Below are 18,354 nucleotides of genomic sequence, written 5' to 3'. Positions count from 1 at the left end.
AGGCCGGGCCGGGGTGGCGCGTCATTGGCGGCTGACTCAGACGGGTTCGGCTTCGCGACTGGTGCAGGTACCGAGATGAGCGATGTAGTCGGCGATGGCAAGCTGGATGGCATAGGTCGAGGCGAAGCGGATTGCCGCCTGTTCGCCATGGGGGGCAACGCCTTCGCCGCGCGCGAGGCCGAGATCGGCATTGATCGCAGCATTGTTCTGGCTGGCATTGACGAATTGATCGACCATGAAAATCGAGGCGTCGACACCGACAAAAGCGAGGCCGATGCCGGCGATGATGCCAACCGCGCGTTGGCCGCCGCCCGAATGGACAGGGGTCAGCGCGTGGAATTGCGCATTGGATGTGTGGGCGGCGCATTGCAGCGCCGGGTCAGCCTCGATGGGCCGGAAACCGAGCGAGACATGCGCCGTAATCGCTTCGTCCGATTGATGGATCTCGATCTCTGACAGCCGGACTTCCAGGTTGACCCCTTCATCCGCCTCGCTGCCGGCATAGCCGTAATTCTCGAGTGACTTGCCGATCGCTGTACTGATGGTCTGGTCGAACGCGATCACCTCATAATCGAAGGCCGCCAAACCGTGCGACAATTCGATATCGGACACCCGCATCCGTCCGGCGAAGGGCGCGGCATTGGCGTGGGGCAGGGCGTAACGGCCACTGACCGTGAAGGAATCCGGATTGAGTGGCGCCGACGGTGTCGCAGCGCAAGCCGCGACACCCGCCAGTGCCAAGCCGAGAGCGAGACGTTTCACGCGTCTAGTCCCGGTCAAACCGACGCCGCAAATCCGCGACGAAAGAATTGCTCATAATGCCGACAATGTCGGGCTGGGTCGCGGCCTGGGCGATCGCGCCGATAATGCCCGCGCCGCTGGCGTGATAACCGGTGACATCCTCATAGACCCCCAGGACGTTGCCATCCTCATCGATCACGGACACGTCGGCGACGACCATATTGCTGCCGCCGATGATATTGCCAGTCAGCGCGTTGACGCGATTATAGCGCTCGATATTGATCGAGAAGCTGACGGGCTGTGAGCCGGCAGGCGAATGGGCAAATTCGGTTTCGACAGCGGCTTCCAGCCGGACCAGCAAGTCGTCACGCCCGGCGGCGTAATTGCCATTGTCATCCTGCTCGTCGGCATCGTCGACGGACCAGACCAGGTCGGCGCCGGTGACATAGGTGCCGGACCGGGTTTCGGCGGCAATTGGATTGGGTGTCGACGCGCAGGCCGCCATTCCCGCAGCGCAGAGCGCCACGATCATGAATTTGTACATGGTGATTCCCCTCTATAAAACGCCGCAAGCTAGACCGCTGGTATTGGGGACTACAAGTTGTTTTTACCCTTCAGCCGGGCAGGGGCATCCGGGGGAGGATATAGCGGTCTGTGTTCCGTCCACACCCCGCCGCGCGGCTCACTGGACTCTGTGCCGCCACTCCGTTCAAATCCCTGCGACTCGCGGGCGCGATTGACCCGTGGAACAGAATGTGAACAAATTGGCGCGGCGCACAAGCCGTGCAACACAAGAACATGGAGAATGGGCGATGGCGGGATCTGTAAACAAGGTCATTCTGGTGGGCAATCTGGGCAAGGATCCGGAGACCCGGCGTCTGCCGAATGGCGATCCGGTGTGCAATCTGCGCATCGCGACCTCGGAAAGCTGGCGCGACAAGACCTCCGGCGAGCGCCGCGAGAAGACCGAATGGCACAGCGTTGTGATCTTCAATGACCAGCTCGCCAAGGTCGCCGACAACTATCTCAAGAAGGGCGCCAAGGTGTATATCGAAGGCGCGCTGCAGACCCGCAAATGGACCGACCAGAACGGCGTCGACAAATACAATACCGAGATCGTGCTGCAGAAATACCGCGGCGAGTTGCAAATGCTCGACAGCAAGGGCGAGGGCGGCGGCTCATATGGCGGCGGTGGCGGCGGAAGTTTCGAGTCCAGCGAGCGCTCGCCACAGCGCGCGGTTGACGGGCCGAAGGAAGATTTCCGTAGCGCCGACATGGATGATGAAATCCCGTTCTAGTCCACACGGGACTGAATGGGGGGCGAGGAGCCGGAATGCGTAGAACGATCTTGATTTTGGCCTGCCTCATGCTGGCCGCGCCCGCTTGGTCCCAGACCGCCGATGCCAATCTGCGCCGACCGGGGATCATGTCGATCGGTGGCGAGGGGGCTGAATCCCAGTTCGTCGTCGGCGATGCAGCCTGGGGCGATGTCCTCGTGACCCTGTCGGCCCTGCGCAATACGGACGCGGCGCAATCCCCGGCTATTGCCCGCCAGTTATGGGAGCGGCGCGATATCAATCCGCCAATCTTCCTGTTCGAGGTCGCCCGGCTGACGGTCGCCACTGACCCTGACCGGGCCCTGCAGGCCTATTTTCTCGGCCGCGCCCGCACGATTTACGACGCCTCGCGCTGTATCGACTCGTCAGCCTTGAACGTCGTCGGCGGGGCATCGGAATATGCCGGGCCCGCGGTCACCGAATTGATGAATTCCGATCCCGCGCGGCTCGAGGCGGCACTCGCCGCCACCATCGCATCGGGTGAGGTCTTTACCAGTCAGGCCTCACCCTGGTGGGCCTGTTCTTACGGGACAACGGCTTACTTCGCTGCCGTGAACCAGGTCGAGATGCCCGGTTCCGAATGGCTCAAGGTCGAAGCCGTCTGGCCCGCGCTGCGCACGGCGATCAGCAATAATCTGGATGCCAATCTGGCCATGATGCGCGAAGGCCAGGCGGCGTCTGCGCCATAGCTGGCGCGATCGGGTCCAGACCAGACCGAATAGCGAGTGCCGGGGGGCGAGCGGTCATGAATATCCTTATCGCCGGGGCGTCCGGTTTCATCGGATCGCATCTCGCGGCCCATCTGCACAGCCAGGGCCATCGCGTCATCGCCGCCGGCCGGCAGATCAACGCGGCGCGGCGCCTTGCCCCCGATCTCGACTGGATCGCCTGCGACTTCCGGCATGACAACGCCGCCGACTGGCGGCCACGGCTGGCCGGGGTCGATGCGGTGATCAATTGCGTCGGCGTACTGCAGGACGGGCTCGGCGATCATAGCCGTGCGGCCCATGTCGATGGCGCCACCGCGCTGTTTGCCGCTTGCGCCGAGGCGGGTGTGCGCCGGGTGATCCATATTTCCGCCGTCGGCGCCGATGCGGCCTCCGGCTCGGCCTATGCGCGCGACAAGCTCGATGGTGAGGCGGCGCTCAAGGCGCTCGATCTCGACTGGGCCATCCTGCGCCCCTCACTGGTGATTGCCCGCAATGTCTATGGCGGCACCGCCCTGGTGCGGGCCCTGTGCGGCATGCCCTGGATCACGCCGCTGGTCGGCGGCGAGCAGGTTTTCCGTCCGATCAGTGCGGAAGATCTGAGCGCGGCGGTGGGCGATCTGCTGGAACCCGGTGCGCCATCGCATTTCAGCTGGGACATTGCCGGCCCGCAGGCGGTCTCGATGGACCAATTGCTGCGCGGTTATCGCCGCTGGCTCGGCTTTGGCCGGACGCGGATCTGGCACGTCCCGCGCTGGCTTGCGGCGCCGGCCTTTCGCATCGGCGATCTGCTCGGCTGGGTCGGCGTGCGCACCTCAATGCGCACCACGGCGCTGAAACAGCTCGACTTCGATGTCGAGGGCGATCCGGCTGAATGGCTCGCCGCGACCGGCGCGGCGCCGCGCGGCTTTGACGCCTACCTCGCCAGCGCTCCGGCCGGTGTGCAGGACCGCTGGCATGCCCGGCTCGGCTTTGCCCGCCCGGTCGCGCGCTGGGTGCTGGGACTTTACTGGCTGGCGACCGGCATCATTTCGCTGACGATCGCGCGCGGTGATGCCTATGACGTGCTGCAGGCGGCCGGATATACGCCGGCGATGCAGACTTTTCTGCTCTGGTTCGGGTCCGCCTTCGATCTCGCCCTGGGCGCGGCGATGCTGGCGAAATGGCGGGTGCGGCTGGTCAGCGCGATCATGATCGCCGGCACATTCGCCTATATCCTCGCGCTCAGCCTGACGCTGCCCGGCCTGTGGGCCGACGCGCTGGGACCAATCCTGAAAGTCTTCCCGATGATGGCGCTGGCGCTGATGATTGCCGCGACAGAGGATGAGCGCTGATGGAGCTGTATTGGACCGTCAAGACGCTGCATATCATGTCGGCATCTGTGCTGTTCGGGTCCGGCGCGGCGATTGCCTTTTTCATGCTGATGGCCTGGCGCTCCGGCGATGCCCCCGGCTTCGCGCTGGCGGCCAAGCATGTCGTGCTCGCCGACTGGGTCTTCACCACCACCGCCGTCATCGCCCAGCCTTTGACCGGCGTCGCCCTGGCGTATCTGGCGGGCTGGCCACTCACCGCGCCCTGGCTGCTGGTGAGCTATGGGCTCTATATTTTCATCGGCGCCTGCTGGCTGCCCGTGGTGTGGATCCAGCTTGAGGTGCGGCGTTTGATGGCCGAGGCCGTCGCGGCCGGGGAGGCTGTCCCCGACCGCGTTCACCGTCTGATGCGGATCTGGTTTGCGCTCGGCTGGCCGGCCTTTGCTGCGCTGATCGCGATCTTTGGGCTGATGGTGGCGCGACCGGCCCTGGCCTAGCCGATCATCAGGCCCGTCACCTGGCCATCGGCATCGTATTCAATCATCACCGGGATCGTCTCGCCCGAATGCGGATCGCGCACCGAGAGGGTAATCGTGGTTTCGTTCTCGAAGACGGCGACGACATCGCTTTGGCCGACATCACGGTGCAGCTGCCGCATCATCCTCAAATGTCCGTCCATCGGCGCGACCGCGCGCATCTCATCGCTCATCCGGGTCAGGACATAATCCCGCCAGACGGCCTCATCATCGCTGGCGATCATGGCGAGGAATTCAGCCGCGGTGCGTCCCCCGGCCGTATCGGGCAGGGCCACCGGGTCGACACTGGCCTGGCGCGGATGCTGCACCTCGAATTCCTGGCCCATCAAGGCCGCGACCAGGGCCTCAATGGCCGTGTCGGCCGAGATGCCGCGCTGATTGGTGGTTGCGAACAGCTCATAGCCCTGATCCGCCAGAACCCGCCAGTGTGAGTTGAAGGAGGGATTGCCGCCATTATGCCAATAGATGCGGCCAAGCTCGGCATCATCCTCGACCACCAGGCCATAGCCATAGAAGGAGGGTGCCCCGTCACCCTCGCGCACCAGCGGTGCATGCGCCAGGTCGCGGGCCTGCGGGGAGACAATCGTGCCGTTCCGGTAGGCCGCCTGCCAGGCGAGCATGTCGCGCGGTGTCGAGACCAGCCCGCCATTGCCCATCAGATTCCAGTTCGGCGCATGACCGCCCCAGGACGCGTCGATCACGGCTTCGCCGTGGCGGTTGCGCGCCGCGAGGGCGTCGTCATAGACGGCCATATAGCCGGTATGCTCAATCCCGGCGGGCACGAGGATCTCCTCGACCAGATAGTCTTCATAGGTTTGACCGGTCACTATTTCGATGATCGCGGCCAGGACGGTGAAGCCGACATTGGAATAGCGATAGGCCGATCCGGGCGCGTGGTGAAGCTCTGCGGCGAAGGCCTTGTCGCGGACGCTGGCCCAACCCTCGTCGGAGAAATCATCGCCGACGGCATCGGGCAGGCCGGCCGTGTGGGTGAGCAATTGATGCACAGTGATGGTCGCCTTGTCGGCGGGCACGTCCGGGAAGAAATCGGCCAGGGTCGCATCGGGCGCGAGGCGTCCGGCATCGACCAGCGCGGCGATGGCCATGCCGGTGAAACTCTTGGTGATCGAACCGATATCGAACTGGGTATCGAGGGTGAAGGGGCGCCCGGTGGCCGGGTCGGCGAGGCCGGCGCCACGGGCAAGGATGATCTCGCCATCATGGGCAATCGCGGCAAAGCCGGTGAAACCCGCCTCGGCGAGTTCGTCGAAGCGGGCCTCGATCCGTGCCTGCTGGGCGGGGTCGGTCTGGGCGCCCGCGAACGGTGCGATCAGTGGCGAGGCGAGGGTCACCGCCAGGGCGAGCCGCGCAATCGCGAGGGGAGATGAAAAAGCTTTCATGGGCAGGGCCTTCCTGTTCTGTGTTAGGAGGGGAGGCGTAGGAAAATGCCACCACACTGTCCTGACGAAAACATTTCCGAAAGATGATGATGAATATTGCCAGCCCTGTCTCTACCCGTCGCTCTCCCTCGGCCTCGATTGTGCAGATCGGCGATGCGGTCTGCGATCTGCGCAATTGTGTGCTGGAAATCGGCGGCCGCAGCCACCGGCTCGAACCGCGCCTGGCCGGCGTGCTCGACCTGTTGGTGCGGCGCGGTGGGGCGCCGGTGACGCGCGATGAATTTCTCGAGAGCGTCTGGGATGAAGACGGTTCGGACGAAGCGCTGAACCAGGCGATTTCGCGCCTGCGCCGTCTGCTGGGCCGCTCGGATTTGATTCTGACCCTGCCGCGCGTCGGCTATCGGCTGGCGATTGATGCGCCGCCGGCGGCGCTGGCCGGACTGCCGGCGCGCGACCGGCCCCGCGTCTCGATCGGAGACCTCATCGCCAGCCTCGACCGCAGCAGTTTCATCGCCGGCTTCCTCGTGGCGGCGTTGATGGCCGCTATCCTCTATACGGCCTTCGGCACGCGGATCGTCGAGCGTGAATTCGAGATTCGGAACCTCGACTCTCCGGCCTCGCGCGAGGGCGCGGGCCTGGTGCCCCTTGGGGCGGACGGCGCTTGAGGGCCGAAACCCGCATCGTCGAAATTGTCATCGAGGCGGACATTCCAGCTTTGTGATGGCGCTTCAGAGCAATGGCCAACCCGGGCGTCCCACTCGGTCGGGAAGCCGGGTTGCAGGTAGGTGATGTCTACGCGGCCTCGTTCAGGGCGTCGTGATCACCGCACAGGCAATGCGCGCGCCGGCACCGCCGATCGGCTGGCTGGTCTGGTCATCGCTGCCGGCATGGATCACCAGGGCTGAACCGTCGGCGTCGAGCAGGGCGGGCAGGGTGTCAGAGCCCTCCAGGCTGACGCGGGTTGTGTAGACCTCGGCGCGGATCGCGCCATCGCCGTCGACCCAGAGATTGGGCAGATCGGCATTGTCGGGGCCTTCTGGGTTGAGCAGGCCGTGCTGGCGCCCTGACGGGTTGATATGGCCGGCCGAGGAGGTGAAGTCCTCTGACGAGCAATCGCCAATGCTATGCAGATGGACGCCATGCCATTGATTGCGCGCATCCGCTGGCAGGCCGTCAGCCTCGATCCGGATGACCACGCCTTCGGGGCCCTGGTGCAGGCTCACCGAGCCGGCGGGGCTACGGTCACGGATGATCAGCTCGCCGCTGGCGGTTGTGGTCGTGTGCGGCGGGACGGCCGCTTCATCCTGGGCGCAGGCTGCGACGGGTAGCAGAAAGGCTGTGGTGACGAGAAGGGTGCGGGACAACATCGGGCATTCTCCTGTTCGGTTTCCAGCCTGTCTACGCGCTTGGGTCGGCGGGGGCCAGCGCCCTGGGTCAATCGGCCGCCGGGCACCGCCCGCCGGTAATGCGCGCCACCTCGGCCGGATCGCCATCAGTCTGCACCGGTTCCAGTCCGAGCGCGCAGGCGATCATCAGATAGACATTGACGTTCTCGAACGCTTCCGGCCGCGTGCCCGGCGGGAAAATCGGACCGGCCCCGATGAAGGTCGCGCCCATGGTCTCGTCGCGACTATCATAGCCGTGCGTGCCATGCATGCCCGCTGGCCACGGGCCGGAGAGGTCGGCATCGCTGCGCGTCAGCAGCCAGCCCGGCTCGGCCAGAATGAAGAGGTCAGGGCCGCGGTCGGGATGGTCGAAATGCCAGGTGCCGGGCATCGCGCCGCGGCGATAGACGGAGACATGTGGGTCGGCACCATCGAGCGCGGCATAGGCGCGGTCGACCGCTTCGCTGTCGCCATAGGCCATCACATAGGGTTCGAGCCCGGGACCATAGCGGCCGGAGAATTCCGGGATGAAGAGCCCGTCCAGATCCGCCAGCGTGTCGATGGCGACGGAGCGTTCCATCTCAACCGGCACCATGCCGTGATCGGACACGATGATGATATTGGTGCGATCAATGAGGCCGCGCGCGGTGAGGCCCTCGACCAGCTCGCCGACCAGGGCATCGACGCGGGCGACCGCTTCGCCCTCTTCGGGCGTAAAGGGGCCGGTGCCATGGGTGATGGTGTCGACATGGTCGAAATACACGGCGGCCAGGCGCGGCTGTTCGGCGGCCGGTGCATCAAACCATGACAACACTTCGGCAACACGGTCTTCATAGGGCATTTCATGGACATAGGGATGCCAGACCGTGGGACGCACGCCGTCATGCTCTACTTCCGAGCCGAGCCAGAACATGATGCCCGAGCGGACGTCCTGTCTTTCGGCCGTGATCCAGATCGGCTCTCCCGCCCACCAGCGCGGATCCTGCGGTCCGCCGCCCCTGTTGGAGAAGATTTCATCGAACACCCGGTCATAGGGCGCATTGGAGATCATGCCATGATGCTCGGGATAAAGCCCGGTCGCCAGGGAATAGAAATTGGTGAAGGTTTTCGACGGCATCACCGGATACATGCTTTGCGGGCGCACACCGCGCGCCGCCAGCGCGCTCAGATTGGGCGCATCCCAGCGGTCGATCGCGTCATAGCGCAGTCCGTCGAGACCGATCATCAGCACGATGGGCTCTTCATTGGCAGCGGGCGGTGCCGGCGTGTGGCCGCAGGCGGTGAGGGCGAGCAGCGCGAAGCCGGTGATTGCCCGAAGCAGAAGGCGAGGCTTGGTCATGGTCATCATCCCGTCTGGCCTGGCGAATTCCGCCGGCTGATGCGTTTGAGCGGCAGGTTTCGACACAGCGCCGGTTTTGGCAAGCGCCCCCCGATTAGCACCCTTGAGAGACAGTTTCTTGTCAGCCTCAGGAGCGGTCCCCCTCGGGCGACTCTACCGCCGAGCGCATTTGCCCTACGGGCCTGTGATTGTTAAGTGTTGGTGACAGGAAAGCCGCCTGATTCACGCACCGATTCTGTGCGCTCGATACAAGGCGGCATTTTGCTTTGCGCAGCGGGGTTTTGGGCCCGGCAGCGACGCGAATGAGAGAGGGCCGCCTTGAGCGATCACGATGATGTTCTGACCCCGCCGCCCGGTCTTCCGGAAGGCGTTGGCAATATTGCCATCGAAGACGAGATGCGCACCTCCTATCTCGATTACGCGATGAGCGTGATCGTGAGCCGTGCCATTCCGGATTCGCGTGACGGTCTCAAGCCGGTGCACCGCCGGATTCTGTGGTCGATGCATGAAAACGGCTATACGCCGGACAAGCCCTACCGCAAGTCGGCCCGGGTCGTCGGTGATGTGATCGGTAAATACCACCCGCATGGCGATCAGGCCGTTTATGACTCGCTGGTCCGCATGGCCCAGCCCTGGTCGATGCGTCTGCCCCTGCTCGACGGGCAGGGCAATTTCGGCTCGGTCGATGGCGATCCGCCGGCTGCCATGCGTTATACCGAAGTGCGCATGGACAAGCCCGCCAGCGCGCTACTGGCCGATATCGACAAGTCGACCGTCGATTTCCGCGAAAACTATGACGGCCAGGAAAGCGAACCGACGGTTCTTCCCGCGCGCTTCCCCAATCTTCTCGTCAATGGTGCGGGCGGTATCGCCGTCGGCATGGCGACCAATATCCCGCCGCATAATCTGGCCGAAGTGATCAATGGCACCCTGGCCCTGCTCGACAATCCGCTGATGGGCGAAGAGGAATTGCTGGAGCATATTCCCGGTCCCGATTTCCCGACCGGCGCCCAGATCCTGGGCCGCTCCGGTGCGCGCAGCTCGGTGGCGACCGGGCGTGGCTCGATCATCATGCGCTCGCTGACCACGGTCGAGGAAGTGCGCAAGGATCGCATGGCGATCATCGTTCACGAGATCCCCTTCCAGGTGAACAAGGCGACGATGATCGAGAAGATCGCGGACCTTGTGCGCGACAAGAAGATCGAAGGCATTGCCGATTTGCGCGACGAATCCGATCGCACCGGCATGCGCGTCGTGATCGAACTCAAGCGCGATGCCAATGCCGATGTCATCCTCAATCAGCTCTATCGCTGGTCGCCGATGCAGACGAGCTTTGGCGCCAATATGTTGTCGCTGGTCCGTGGCCGTCCGCAATTGCTCGGCGTTATGGATATCCTCAAGGAATTCCTGCGCTTCCGCGAAGAAGTTGTCGCGCGCCGGGCCAAGCATGATCTCGCCAAGGCGCGTGATCGTGCGCATGTGATCGTGGGTCTGGCGCTGGCCGTGGCCAATATCGACGAAGTCATCGCGCTGATCCGCGCTGCGCCCAATCCGGCGGCTGCCCGCGAAGGTCTGATGGCCCGCGCCTGGCCGGCCCATGATGTGGCACCGCTGGTTTCCCTGGTCGCGGATCCGCGCTCGGTGCTGCAGGCCGATGGCACGCTGAAACTGACCGAGGAACAGGCCCGCGCCATTCTCGAACTCCGCCTCAACCGCCTGACCGGTCTGGGCCGTGACGAGCTCGGCAATGAGGCCGCAACGCTGGCCGAACAGATCGCTGATCTGCTCGATATCCTGCGTTCGCGGGAGCGGGTGATCGAGATCATCCGCGACGAACTCACCGATGTGCGGGAAAACTTCGGAACCCCGCGCCGCTCCATCTTCATCGATGGCGAGTTCGATTTCGAGGACGAGGATCTCATCCCGCGCGAAGAAATGGTCGTTACCGTCACCCATGGCGGCTATGCCAAGCGCACGGCGCTGTCCGACTACCGGGCCCAGCGCCGCGGCGGCAAGGGCCGTTCGGGCATGGCGACCAAGGACGAGGATTTCATCACCACCCTGTTCGTGGCCTCGACCCATGCGCCGCTGCTCTTCTTCTCCAATCGCGGCATGGTCTACAAGACCAAGGCCTGGCGCCTGCCACTGGGTGCGCCGAACACGCGCGGCAAGGCGATGATCAATCTCCTGCCGCTCGACCAGGGTGAGACCATCACCTCGATCATGGCGCTGCCGGAGGACGAGGACAGCTGGAGCGAATTGAATGTGATGTTTGCGACGGGGCGCGGCACGGTTCGCCGCAACCGCCTGTCCGACTTCGTCCAGGTCAATCGCAATGGCAAGATCGCGATGAAGCTGGAAGAGGATGACAGCATCGTCGCCGTGCGCCTGTGCACCGAGGCCAATGATGTCTTCCTGGTCTCCGACAAAGGCCGTGCCATCCGCTTCCCGGTCGGTGATGTCCGCATCTTTGCCGGCCGGTCCTCGGTCGGTGTGCGCGGTATCCGCATGGCGGCGGGCGACAGCCTGATCTCTATGGCGATCCTCAACCATGTTGATGTCACCTCGCCGGAAGCCCGCGCCTATCTCAAACACGCCACCGCCATGCGCCTGGCGCTCGGCGATGAGAGCGATGACCAGGCGTCGGCCGACGCCGCGGGAACGGATTCTGGCGATGGCGATGATGAGGGCGAGATTGCCGCCCTGTCGCCGGACCGGATTGCCGAGCTTGGCGCCGCAGAGGAATTTCTCCTCACCGTCGGTGTCGATGGCATGGGCAAGCGCTCCAGCGCCTATGATTACCGTGTCATGGGACGCGGCAATCAGGGCGTCGCGGCGACCGATCTCAAGCGCGGGGTCGAACTGGCGGCCAGCTTCGCCGTCGACGATAGCGATCAGATCATGGCCGTCACCGATGGTGGTCAATTGATCCGCTTCCCGGTCGACACTGTTCGCATTGCGGGCCGTTCAACCCGCGGCGTGCGCCTGATCCGCCTCAATGAGAAAGAGAATGTCGTCGCCGTCGTGCGCATCCAGGATGCGGGCGATGAGGACGATGCGGAGCATGACGGCATAGATGGCGGGCCTGATGGCAACCCAGCCGCCAGCGCCTCCGATGCCGGCGAAGCGTCCGAAGACTAGTCAATGCGAGGGTGAGCCTGCCGGATTTGGCGGGCTCACCGATCGCCCTGATAGGCGGCCCGGAAAACCTCCATCTGCTGGCGATAATGCCGGGCGCTGCCGATGGAACCGGCGTGCAGGGCTTGCCGGACCTGTGCCCGCGACGCTGTCGTCACGGCCCGCCGGGTGTGATGAAACGCCTCGAGACCGGGATGCGGATCGAGTTTGCAATGGGCGAGCATGCGCGCGATCTGGGCGGCGGGCTCGGCGACCAGGACCTCATATTCCACCGTCAAAATGGCCTCGCGATGCAGGTCCGCCCAGTGATGATAAAGTCGGTCCTCGGCGCGAAACTTCGCCGCGATATCAGTCAGTGACCAGGTCCACTCCATGCCCTGGCTGAACCAGGTCCGAAAGCAGGAAAGGGCCGCGTCCTCCGGCGTGCGCCGGATCCAGATGATCGGCGCATCGGGCAGGACGTGGCGAATCAATCCCGTCATCGGTGCCGTGTTCAGGCTCTTGTCGACAATCCGCCCTTCAGGGCCAAAGCGTGCGGTGAGCATGTCCAGATAGGTCTTGCCGATCCCGGTCCAGCCGCCCCGGTCCGCCACTTCGAAGCGGCGCGCTGCGGCCATCGAGAGCTGGCCAACTGGCGCGAGTGCGGCCGAAAGCAGGTTGAGCTCTCCGCCACCGCTGATGGCGGGATGTGATGTCAGGATCTGTTCGACCAGTGTGGTCCCCGAGCGCGGCAAGCCGGTGACGAGGATCGGGCGAGCGGACCGGCATTGACTCGGCCTCAGCCCCGGTTCGGCGCGGTCAAACTCATGCATCACCTGACGCGCGAGCGCCGATGCCGCCCCGCTCCGGCAGGGCCGCAAGGTCCGCATGATCGCTGCACCCGCTTCATAATCGCGAAATGCGTCGCCATGGGCGCCGATATCATGCTGGCATTTGGCGAGCGCGAAGAGCAGGCTGGCGTGAGCCTCCGGCGGCTGGCCGGCGAAGTCTGGACGCAGCGCTTCCAGTCGCTGGTAGTCGGCATCATCGGAGGTGACGGGTTTTGCCGAGACCAGGATGATCCAGCTGGCACCGCTCAGCGGCGCCCGCTCGAGCGCCGCCCGCAGCGCCTCGATCGCGGCATCACTATCGCCCATCTGTGCCGCCAGGACCCCGATGAGGTGGTTGAGCGATGGCTGGTCGCCATGCGCCGGCCGGAGCGCCCTTGCGCGGGCGAGGGCGGGCTCGACCTGGCCGCATTTCGCCATCAGGGCGAGATGGCCAAGGTGGTCGGTGAGTTGCCCCGGGCCCTGCGCCAGCGCCCGGGCGGACAGCGTCTGGGCGAGGTCGCAGGCATTGAGCGCATCGGCCATCCGCGCCAGCCCCTGCCAGGGCAGGGCGGTATCCGCTTCCTGCGCGCTCAACCGGGTGAGCGCCGCGAGACAGGCCGGCCGGTCGCGGGCCTTCAGGGCGGCGATGGCCTGGTTGCGTAATTCACCCGGCGTGGCCATCGGATCCTCCGGACTGACAAGGCAGACGGCACCATGTTGACCCGCGCCTATCGCGGTTTCAATCCATGTCGGGCCGCTTGTGCGACGAAGGCGGTGCGCGCCGGCGCCGGTCGCATCCAGCTGTCATTCGTCGCGCCGATCCGACCCGCCTGCCCGGACACGGGCTGGATTTTTCGACAGACGCAGGCGCGCTTTGTGGCTGGCTTGCAGTTTCAGGCGTTTAAAACCCGGGCCAAACACGCTAATAGGCGATGAGTTGGTGAATGCTGCGGGCAGATTGCCGTTGCCGGGAGAGTTGATTTTCATGACCCGAACCGCGCTGTATCCAGGCACGTTCGATCCGCTCACCAATGGCCATCTCGATATTATCGGGCGGGCGGTGAAGCTGGTCGATCGCCTGATCATCGGCGTCGCGATCAATGCCGCCAAACAGCCTCTCTTTACGCTCGACGAGCGGGTTGAAATGGTGCGCTCCCAAGCGGCGCAGTTCTCGGATCATGCCGTGATCGAGGTCATGCCCTTTGAGGGCCTGTTGATGCATTTCGCCGAACAGGTCGGGGCACAGTCGATTGTGCGCGGCCTGCGCGCCGTGTCCGATTTCGAATATGAATTCCAGATGGTGGCGATGAATCAGCAGCTCAATGATGATATCGAGACCGTCTTCCTGATGGCGGACCCGCGCCACCAGGCCATTTCATCCCGCCTCGTGAAGGAAATTGCTTCGCTGGGCGGGGAAGTCTCGGCTTTTGTGCCTGCGGCCATCAAGGCCAGTTTGAAGGAGCGTCTCGCGTGATCAAACATCTCTCACTCTCCCTTGTTCTGGCTGCGGGGCTGACAACCGCTGCCTGCGCGCGTGAAGCCGATACACCGCAGACATCCGATCCGGACATCACCACACTGGTCCAGGACGTGACCATGGGTGCGGGCGCGACGGCCTATGACTTCCCCGATGACGCCTGGCGTGATCTCGACCCCGAAGACACGCTCTATATCGAGACGCCGCACGGCCGCATTGTCGTTGAGCTGGCGCCGGAATTCGCGCCGACCCATGTCGAGCGCATGAAGACGCTGGCGCGGGCGCAATTCTATGATTTCCTCGTCTGGCACCGCGTGCTCGAGGGTTTCATGGCCCAGGGTGGCGGCTCGCGCGGCAATCCCAATCACCGCACTGAATTGCCCTCGATGAGTTCGGAATTCACGGTCCGCCGCGGCGCAGAATTGCCGGTCAGCGAGTTGCAGGACCGGGTGATCAATCCGTCCGACAATCCGCGATCGGCGCGGGCCGGATTCTGGAACGGCTTCCCGGCCGGCACCCAGACGCTCGCAGTCGCGGCCCTGACCGGTGACGGACAGGTTGAAAGCTGGCTGCTGCATTGCACCGGTGCCGCCGCCATGGCGCGCACCAATGATCCAAACAGCGCCGGCAGCCAGTTCTACATCACGCGCGGCAATGCCGAGCACCTCAATGCGATCTACACCGTCTGGGGCCGCGTGCGCGCGGGTCAGGACGCGGTCAACGCCCTGCGCCTCGGTACGCTGGGCCAGGATCCGCGCTTCGTGCCCGACACGATTGATTCCATGCGCGTCGCCGCCGATCTGCCCGAGGCCGAGCGCACCCGTATTCAGGTGGTCGACACCGAGAGTGCCGCCTTCACCGCCTATCTCGATTCACTGCGCAATGCCGCCGGCGCCCTGCCGGATGTTTGCGAAATTCCCGTGCCGACACGAATTCTGGAGTAAATTCAATGGCTGAAGAACAACTCGTATTCACCCTTGAGGGTGGCGATGTGACGATCAAACTGCGTCCGGACCTGGCGCCCAAACATGTTGCCCGCATCACCGAACTGGTGAAGTCCGGCTTTTATGATGGTCTCAACTTCCACCGCGTGATCGACGGTTTCGTCGCCCAGGGCGGTTGCCCCGACGGCAATGGCATGGGCGGATCGGGCACCAAGATCCCGGCCGAATTCAATGCCGAGAAACATGTCCGCGGCACGATGTCGATGGCGCGCTCGTCTGATCCAAACAGCGGCGACAGCCAGTTCTTCATCTGCCTGGACGCTGTGCCCTATCTCGACAATCAGTACACAGTCTGGGGCGAAGTGATTGACGGCATGGACCATGTCGACGCCATCCCCAAGGGCGAGCCACCGGCAAAGCCCGGCAAGATCATCAAGGCGAGCATCGTCGAGGTTTAAGGCCCGGCGTATGCGCTAAACTGAAGAGCCGCGATGCCCTGAGGGTGTCGCGGCTTTTTTTGTGTCAGCGCGCTGCGTCTTGCAGGCTGAGTGTGATCTGGACCGGCCGGTGATCCGATCCTGTATCGGCCAGAACGCTCACGCTCTGCGTCTGCCACGCGGTGCCGGCATAGACATGGTCGATCCCGGCCAGCATTGACGGGACGGGCAGGCGGGGCAGGCCGAAGGCGCGGGTAAAGCTCTGGCTCGGCCAGCTCGGCAGCCCGTGCGTGCGGCGTTCGAGCCCCCAGTCGCGGGCCATGCGCTCATGAATCACGGCCGGTGGGGCGGCGTTGAAATCGCCCAGCACGATCAGCCGGTCGGCCTCGAAGCCCTCGAACAAAATTGTCAGCGCCTCGATTACTGCGGCCTGTGCGTTGAGCGGTTCCGGCCAGGGCAGATGGACCGCCACGATCACGACTCTTTCCCCGTCCGGCATCGCGATCTCGCCCCAGGCGGCGGGCATCACCCGGAGCCCGGGCAGGCGATAAGCCGGTTTCCATCCGTCCAGACAACCGGAGCGCACGAAGGGGTGGCGCGAGAGCAGCCGGGTCGGGCCGTCGCCGCAATCGGCGGCAAAGGGGTAGTCGGCCGCAAGTGCTGCCGCCACAGCGAGGCCGTCGCTGCGGACTTCCTGCAGGGCGATCAGATCAGGTGCGTCCTCGGTGAGGATGGCCGCGACTGCGCCGGCACGCTCGCCGCCCTTGCCCCACAGATTATGGGTGACGAGGGTGAGGCTGGCCCTGCCTGATGTCGCGGACGGCTGGCGCAGGGAGGCGGTAAACTCGCCGCGCGCCGGAAGCAGGATCAGGACCAGCAGGATTCCGGCCAGGCCGGCCTCACGCCAATGCCCGGTCCAGACAGCCGCTCCGATGACGACCAGTGCTACGATCACCCAGAGCGGCCAGGCATGGCGGAACAGATCGAACACCGGGGCCAGAGAGGCCAGCCAGAGGCAGGCTGCGACAAGGCCAAGCGCGGCCAGGGCGATGTTGAGCAACACCGTCGAATTCAAGTCAATCACACCGACACTCCCTGTCCCTGAAGCCGGGCAGTTTTTCGCGGCCCTGCGGCAAAACTGCGGCGCTGGCGTGCTGGTTTTCTGTCGAAATAGTCCAGATAAACGCCTCAGTTCCGGTTATCGATGAGGTGCCCTTTCCCTCTCCGTGAGGAGAGGGTGCCCGAAGGGCGGGTGAGGCGGGCGATGTGGACGCTGCAGAACTGGCACCGCTGCTGCCTTTCACCAACAGGCGGTGTTTGCCCCCTCATCCGGCCTCCGGCCACCTTCTCCCCATGGGAGAAGGAAGCGGCGTGGTGATTTTCCCTCCCCCAACCCGAAATTTCAACTACACTCATCGTCCCATGCCACTGCCGAAAGCCCTGACATGTCACGCCATACGCTCGCCTCTCTCATCCTCGCCGCCGCGCTTTGCCATCCTGCCGCAGCGCTTGCCCAGTCGGGCGATGATGGCCGCGAGACCGTCGACGCCGTCTGCGCGGCCTGTCACAGCACCAGCCTGATTGAGCGCAGCTCCGGCTATACTCGTGATGACTGGCAATTCCTGACCTCGACCATGGTCGATCTGTCGGGCGCACCCGAGATGCAGGCCGAGATCCTCGACTATCTGGCCGCACACTTCCCGCCGGGAGACAATCGCGCCGCGACGCCGGTCGACGGGCCGCTCACCATCCGCTTCGAGGAATGGCAAGTGCCGACCCTGGGGCAGCGTTCGCGCGACCCGGTCGAAGCCCCTGATGGCTCGATCTGGTGGGTGGGGCAATGGCTGGATATTCTCGGCCGGCTCGATCCCGAGACCGGTGCGATGGAGGAATTCGATCTGCCGGCCGGCGCGGGGCCGCATTCGGTGACGATCGGGCCGGATGGCGATGCCTGGTATACAGGCAATCGCAACGCCACCATGGGCCGCTTCGATCTGGCCAGCGGCGAGATCACCGAGTATCCGATGCCTGACGAGGCCGCGCGCGACCCGCACACGGCCGAGTTCGATGCGAGCGGCATTTTGTGGTTCTCGCTTCAGGGCAGCAATATGATCGGCCGTCTCGACCCGGCGACTGGCGAGGTCCGCCTGGTCACCAGTCCGCGCGAGCGCTCGCGGCCCTATGGCGTCAAGATTGGGGCCGATGGCACGGTCTGGGTCGCCTGCAATGGTGCCAACTGCCTGCTGCGTGTCGATCCGCAGACGATGGCTGTTGAAGAAATCACACTGCCGGATGAGGGCACGACGGTGCGCCGTCTCGATATTGATGCCGACGGGATCATCTGGTGGGTCAATTCCGGCCTGGGACGGCTGGGCCGGTACGACCCGGAAAGCGGCGAGATCCGCGAATGGGATTCGCCCAGTGGCTCAAGCTCGCACCCCTATGCCATCGCCGTCTTCGATGGCGCGATCTGGTATAATGAAAGCGGTGTGCGCCCCGACATGCTGGTGCGCTTCGACCCCGACACGGAAAGCTTCCAGAGCTGGCCCATCCCCTCCGGCCCGGTCCATGCCGGCATCTTGCGCCACATGCGCACCACACTCGATGGCGAGGCCCTGCTGATCCATCAGAGCGGGACTAATCATATTGCGCGGGTGACAATCGAGGAGCGTTGAGGGACGCGCGCCGCCGGGACATGGTCCCGCTTCTGTGAAGCGGGTGCGTGTTGTCTAATCGCGGCCCTTTCTGTCAAGCTCCGAGTTACTCCGTTTTGTCTGTCACCGCCGGTATCACG

Annotated in this window: 18 protein-coding genes; 10 read left to right on the top strand and 8 right to left on the bottom strand. The window is 64.5% G+C overall.

Features of this window, described 5'->3' with window-relative positions:
• Positions 1–36: 36 nt before the first annotated feature.
• Together ACN0YJ_RS10305 and ACN0YJ_RS10300 are read right to left on the bottom strand one after the other, a co-directional pair.
• Positions 37–762 (bottom strand): hypothetical protein, encoded by a 726-nt coding sequence (locus ACN0YJ_RS10305; RefSeq protein ID WP_417496137.1) that lies wholly within the window; start codon positions 760–762, stop codon positions 37–39.
• Between the two features lie 4 nt (positions 763–766).
• Positions 767–1,285, bottom strand: a complete 519-nt coding sequence (locus ACN0YJ_RS10300) for a hypothetical protein (RefSeq protein WP_417496136.1) — start codon at positions 1,283–1,285, stop codon at positions 767–769.
• Positions 1,286–1,553: 268 nt separating this feature from the next.
• On the opposite strand from ACN0YJ_RS10300, the gene ssb reads away from it, so the two are divergent.
• The 4 genes from ssb to ACN0YJ_RS10280 are packed head-to-tail and all read left to right on the top strand — an operon-like array spanning position 1,554 to position 4,592.
• Positions 1,554–2,039, top strand: coding sequence for a single-stranded DNA-binding protein (ssb, locus tag ACN0YJ_RS10295; protein ID WP_417477812.1), 486 nt, complete (start codon positions 1,554–1,556; stop codon positions 2,037–2,039).
• A gap of 35 nt (positions 2,040–2,074) precedes the next feature.
• Positions 2,075–2,767, top strand: a complete 693-nt coding sequence (locus ACN0YJ_RS10290; protein ID WP_417477813.1) for a hypothetical protein — start codon at positions 2,075–2,077, stop codon at positions 2,765–2,767.
• A gap of 56 nt (positions 2,768–2,823) precedes the next feature.
• Entirely contained in the window at positions 2,824–4,119 is a 1,296-nt protein-coding gene (locus ACN0YJ_RS10285) for an NAD(P)H-binding protein (protein ID WP_417496135.1), read from the top strand.
• Positions 4,119–4,592: a DUF2269 family protein gene (locus ACN0YJ_RS10280; protein ID WP_417496134.1), complete on the top strand. Its 474-nt coding sequence runs from the start codon at positions 4,119–4,121 to the stop codon at positions 4,590–4,592. Before ACN0YJ_RS10285 ends, ACN0YJ_RS10280 begins: the two co-directional genes overlap by 1 nt.
• On the opposite strand, the gene ACN0YJ_RS10275 is transcribed toward ACN0YJ_RS10280, so the two are convergent.
• Complete coding sequence (locus ACN0YJ_RS10275) at positions 4,589–6,031, bottom strand: serine hydrolase domain-containing protein (protein ID WP_417496133.1); 1,443 nt, start codon at positions 6,029–6,031, stop codon at positions 4,589–4,591. The genes ACN0YJ_RS10280 and ACN0YJ_RS10275 overlap by 4 nt on opposite strands.
• 83 nt (positions 6,032–6,114) lie before the next feature.
• Between ACN0YJ_RS10275 and ACN0YJ_RS10270 the strand changes: the two genes are divergently transcribed.
• Positions 6,115–6,696 carry a winged helix-turn-helix domain-containing protein gene (locus tag ACN0YJ_RS10270; RefSeq protein ID WP_417477817.1) on the top strand — a complete coding sequence of 194 codons (582 nt, stop codon included), beginning with the start codon at positions 6,115–6,117 and terminating at the stop codon, positions 6,694–6,696.
• A 141-nt stretch (positions 6,697–6,837) separates the two neighbouring features.
• Here the strand turns inward: ACN0YJ_RS10270 and ACN0YJ_RS10265 are convergent, their stop codons facing one another.
• Positions 6,838–7,398, bottom strand: coding sequence for a superoxide dismutase family protein (locus tag ACN0YJ_RS10265; protein WP_417477818.1), 561 nt, complete (start codon positions 7,396–7,398; stop codon positions 6,838–6,840).
• 67 nt (positions 7,399–7,465) lie between these two features.
• Positions 7,466–8,755, bottom strand: coding sequence for an alkaline phosphatase family protein (locus tag ACN0YJ_RS10260; protein WP_417477819.1), 1,290 nt, complete (start codon positions 8,753–8,755; stop codon positions 7,466–7,468).
• A 318-nt stretch (positions 8,756–9,073) separates the two neighbouring features.
• On the opposite strand from ACN0YJ_RS10260, the gene gyrA reads away from it, so the two are divergent.
• Positions 9,074–11,896 (top strand): DNA gyrase subunit A, encoded by a 2,823-nt coding sequence (gyrA, locus tag ACN0YJ_RS10255; protein WP_417477820.1) that lies wholly within the window; start codon positions 9,074–9,076, stop codon positions 11,894–11,896.
• Positions 11,897–11,931: 35 nt separating this feature from the next.
• On the opposite strand, the gene ACN0YJ_RS10250 is transcribed toward gyrA, so the two are convergent.
• Positions 11,932–13,383 carry a sulfotransferase gene (locus ACN0YJ_RS10250; protein ID WP_417477821.1) on the bottom strand — a complete coding sequence of 484 codons (1,452 nt, stop codon included), beginning with the start codon at positions 13,381–13,383 and terminating at the stop codon, positions 11,932–11,934.
• A gap of 123 nt (positions 13,384–13,506) precedes the next feature.
• Positions 13,507–13,689: a hypothetical protein gene (locus tag ACN0YJ_RS10245; RefSeq protein WP_417477822.1), complete on the bottom strand. Its 183-nt coding sequence runs from the start codon at positions 13,687–13,689 to the stop codon at positions 13,507–13,509.
• Here ACN0YJ_RS10245 and coaD point away from each other — a divergent pair.
• From coaD to ACN0YJ_RS10230, 3 genes are read left to right on the top strand one after another with little or no spacing between them, the layout of a single operon-like run.
• Positions 13,688–14,176: a pantetheine-phosphate adenylyltransferase gene (coaD, locus tag ACN0YJ_RS10240; protein ID WP_417477823.1), complete on the top strand. Its 489-nt coding sequence runs from the start codon at positions 13,688–13,690 to the stop codon at positions 14,174–14,176. The genes ACN0YJ_RS10245 and coaD overlap by 2 nt on opposite strands.
• Entirely contained in the window at positions 14,173–15,123 is a 951-nt protein-coding gene (locus ACN0YJ_RS10235; protein ID WP_417496132.1) for a peptidylprolyl isomerase, read from the top strand. Before coaD ends, ACN0YJ_RS10235 begins: the two co-directional genes overlap by 4 nt.
• 5 nt (positions 15,124–15,128) lie before the next feature.
• A complete protein-coding gene (locus tag ACN0YJ_RS10230) occupies positions 15,129–15,581 on the top strand; it encodes a peptidylprolyl isomerase (protein ID WP_417496131.1) in 453 nt (150 codons plus the stop codon).
• Between the two features lie 64 nt (positions 15,582–15,645).
• Here the strand turns inward: ACN0YJ_RS10230 and ACN0YJ_RS10225 are convergent, their stop codons facing one another.
• Positions 15,646–16,644, bottom strand: a complete 999-nt coding sequence (locus ACN0YJ_RS10225) for an endonuclease/exonuclease/phosphatase family protein (RefSeq protein ID WP_417477826.1) — start codon at positions 16,642–16,644, stop codon at positions 15,646–15,648.
• Positions 16,645–17,005: 361 nt separating this feature from the next.
• Here ACN0YJ_RS10225 and ACN0YJ_RS10220 point away from each other — a divergent pair, with 361 nt between their 5' ends.
• Complete coding sequence (locus ACN0YJ_RS10220; protein WP_417496130.1) at positions 17,006–18,235, top strand: cytochrome C; 1,230 nt, start codon at positions 17,006–17,008, stop codon at positions 18,233–18,235.
• Positions 18,236–18,354: the final 119 nt, after the last annotated feature.

The sequence above is a fragment of the Maricaulis sp. genome, from assembly GCF_048270095.1.
Lineage (GTDB): Bacteria > Pseudomonadota > Alphaproteobacteria > Caulobacterales > Maricaulaceae > Maricaulis.
The sequence above is the reverse complement of the archived record's forward strand: the minus strand, read 5'-3'. Positions and strand labels throughout refer to the sequence as shown.

Coding starts and splice junctions, on each gene's coding strand:
- ACN0YJ_RS10300 (WP_417496136.1), bottom strand. CDS start 1,285: ATGTACAAATTCATGATCGTGGCGCTCTGCGCTGCGGGAATGGCGGCC.
- ssb (WP_417477812.1), top strand. CDS start 1,554: ATGGCGGGATCTGTAAACAAGGTCATTCTGGTGGGCAATCTGGGCAAG.
- ACN0YJ_RS10290 (WP_417477813.1), top strand. CDS start 2,075: ATGCGTAGAACGATCTTGATTTTGGCCTGCCTCATGCTGGCCGCGCCC.
- ACN0YJ_RS10285 (WP_417496135.1), top strand. CDS start 2,824: ATGAATATCCTTATCGCCGGGGCGTCCGGTTTCATCGGATCGCATCTC.
- ACN0YJ_RS10280 (WP_417496134.1), top strand. CDS start 4,119: ATGGAGCTGTATTGGACCGTCAAGACGCTGCATATCATGTCGGCATCT.
- ACN0YJ_RS10275 (WP_417496133.1), bottom strand. CDS start 6,031: ATGAAAGCTTTTTCATCTCCCCTCGCGATTGCGCGGCTCGCCCTGGCG.
- ACN0YJ_RS10270 (WP_417477817.1), top strand. CDS start 6,115: ATGATGATGAATATTGCCAGCCCTGTCTCTACCCGTCGCTCTCCCTCG.
- ACN0YJ_RS10265 (WP_417477818.1), bottom strand. CDS start 7,398: ATGTTGTCCCGCACCCTTCTCGTCACCACAGCCTTTCTGCTACCCGTC.
- ACN0YJ_RS10260 (WP_417477819.1), bottom strand. CDS start 8,755: ATGACCAAGCCTCGCCTTCTGCTTCGGGCAATCACCGGCTTCGCGCTG.
- ACN0YJ_RS10250 (WP_417477821.1), bottom strand. CDS start 13,383: ATGGCCACGCCGGGTGAATTACGCAACCAGGCCATCGCCGCCCTGAAG.
- coaD (WP_417477823.1), top strand. CDS start 13,688: ATGACCCGAACCGCGCTGTATCCAGGCACGTTCGATCCGCTCACCAAT.
- ACN0YJ_RS10245 (WP_417477822.1), bottom strand. CDS start 13,689: ATGAAAATCAACTCTCCCGGCAACGGCAATCTGCCCGCAGCATTCACC.
- ACN0YJ_RS10230 (WP_417496131.1), top strand. CDS start 15,129: ATGGCTGAAGAACAACTCGTATTCACCCTTGAGGGTGGCGATGTGACG.
- ACN0YJ_RS10220 (WP_417496130.1), top strand. CDS start 17,006: ATGTCACGCCATACGCTCGCCTCTCTCATCCTCGCCGCCGCGCTTTGC.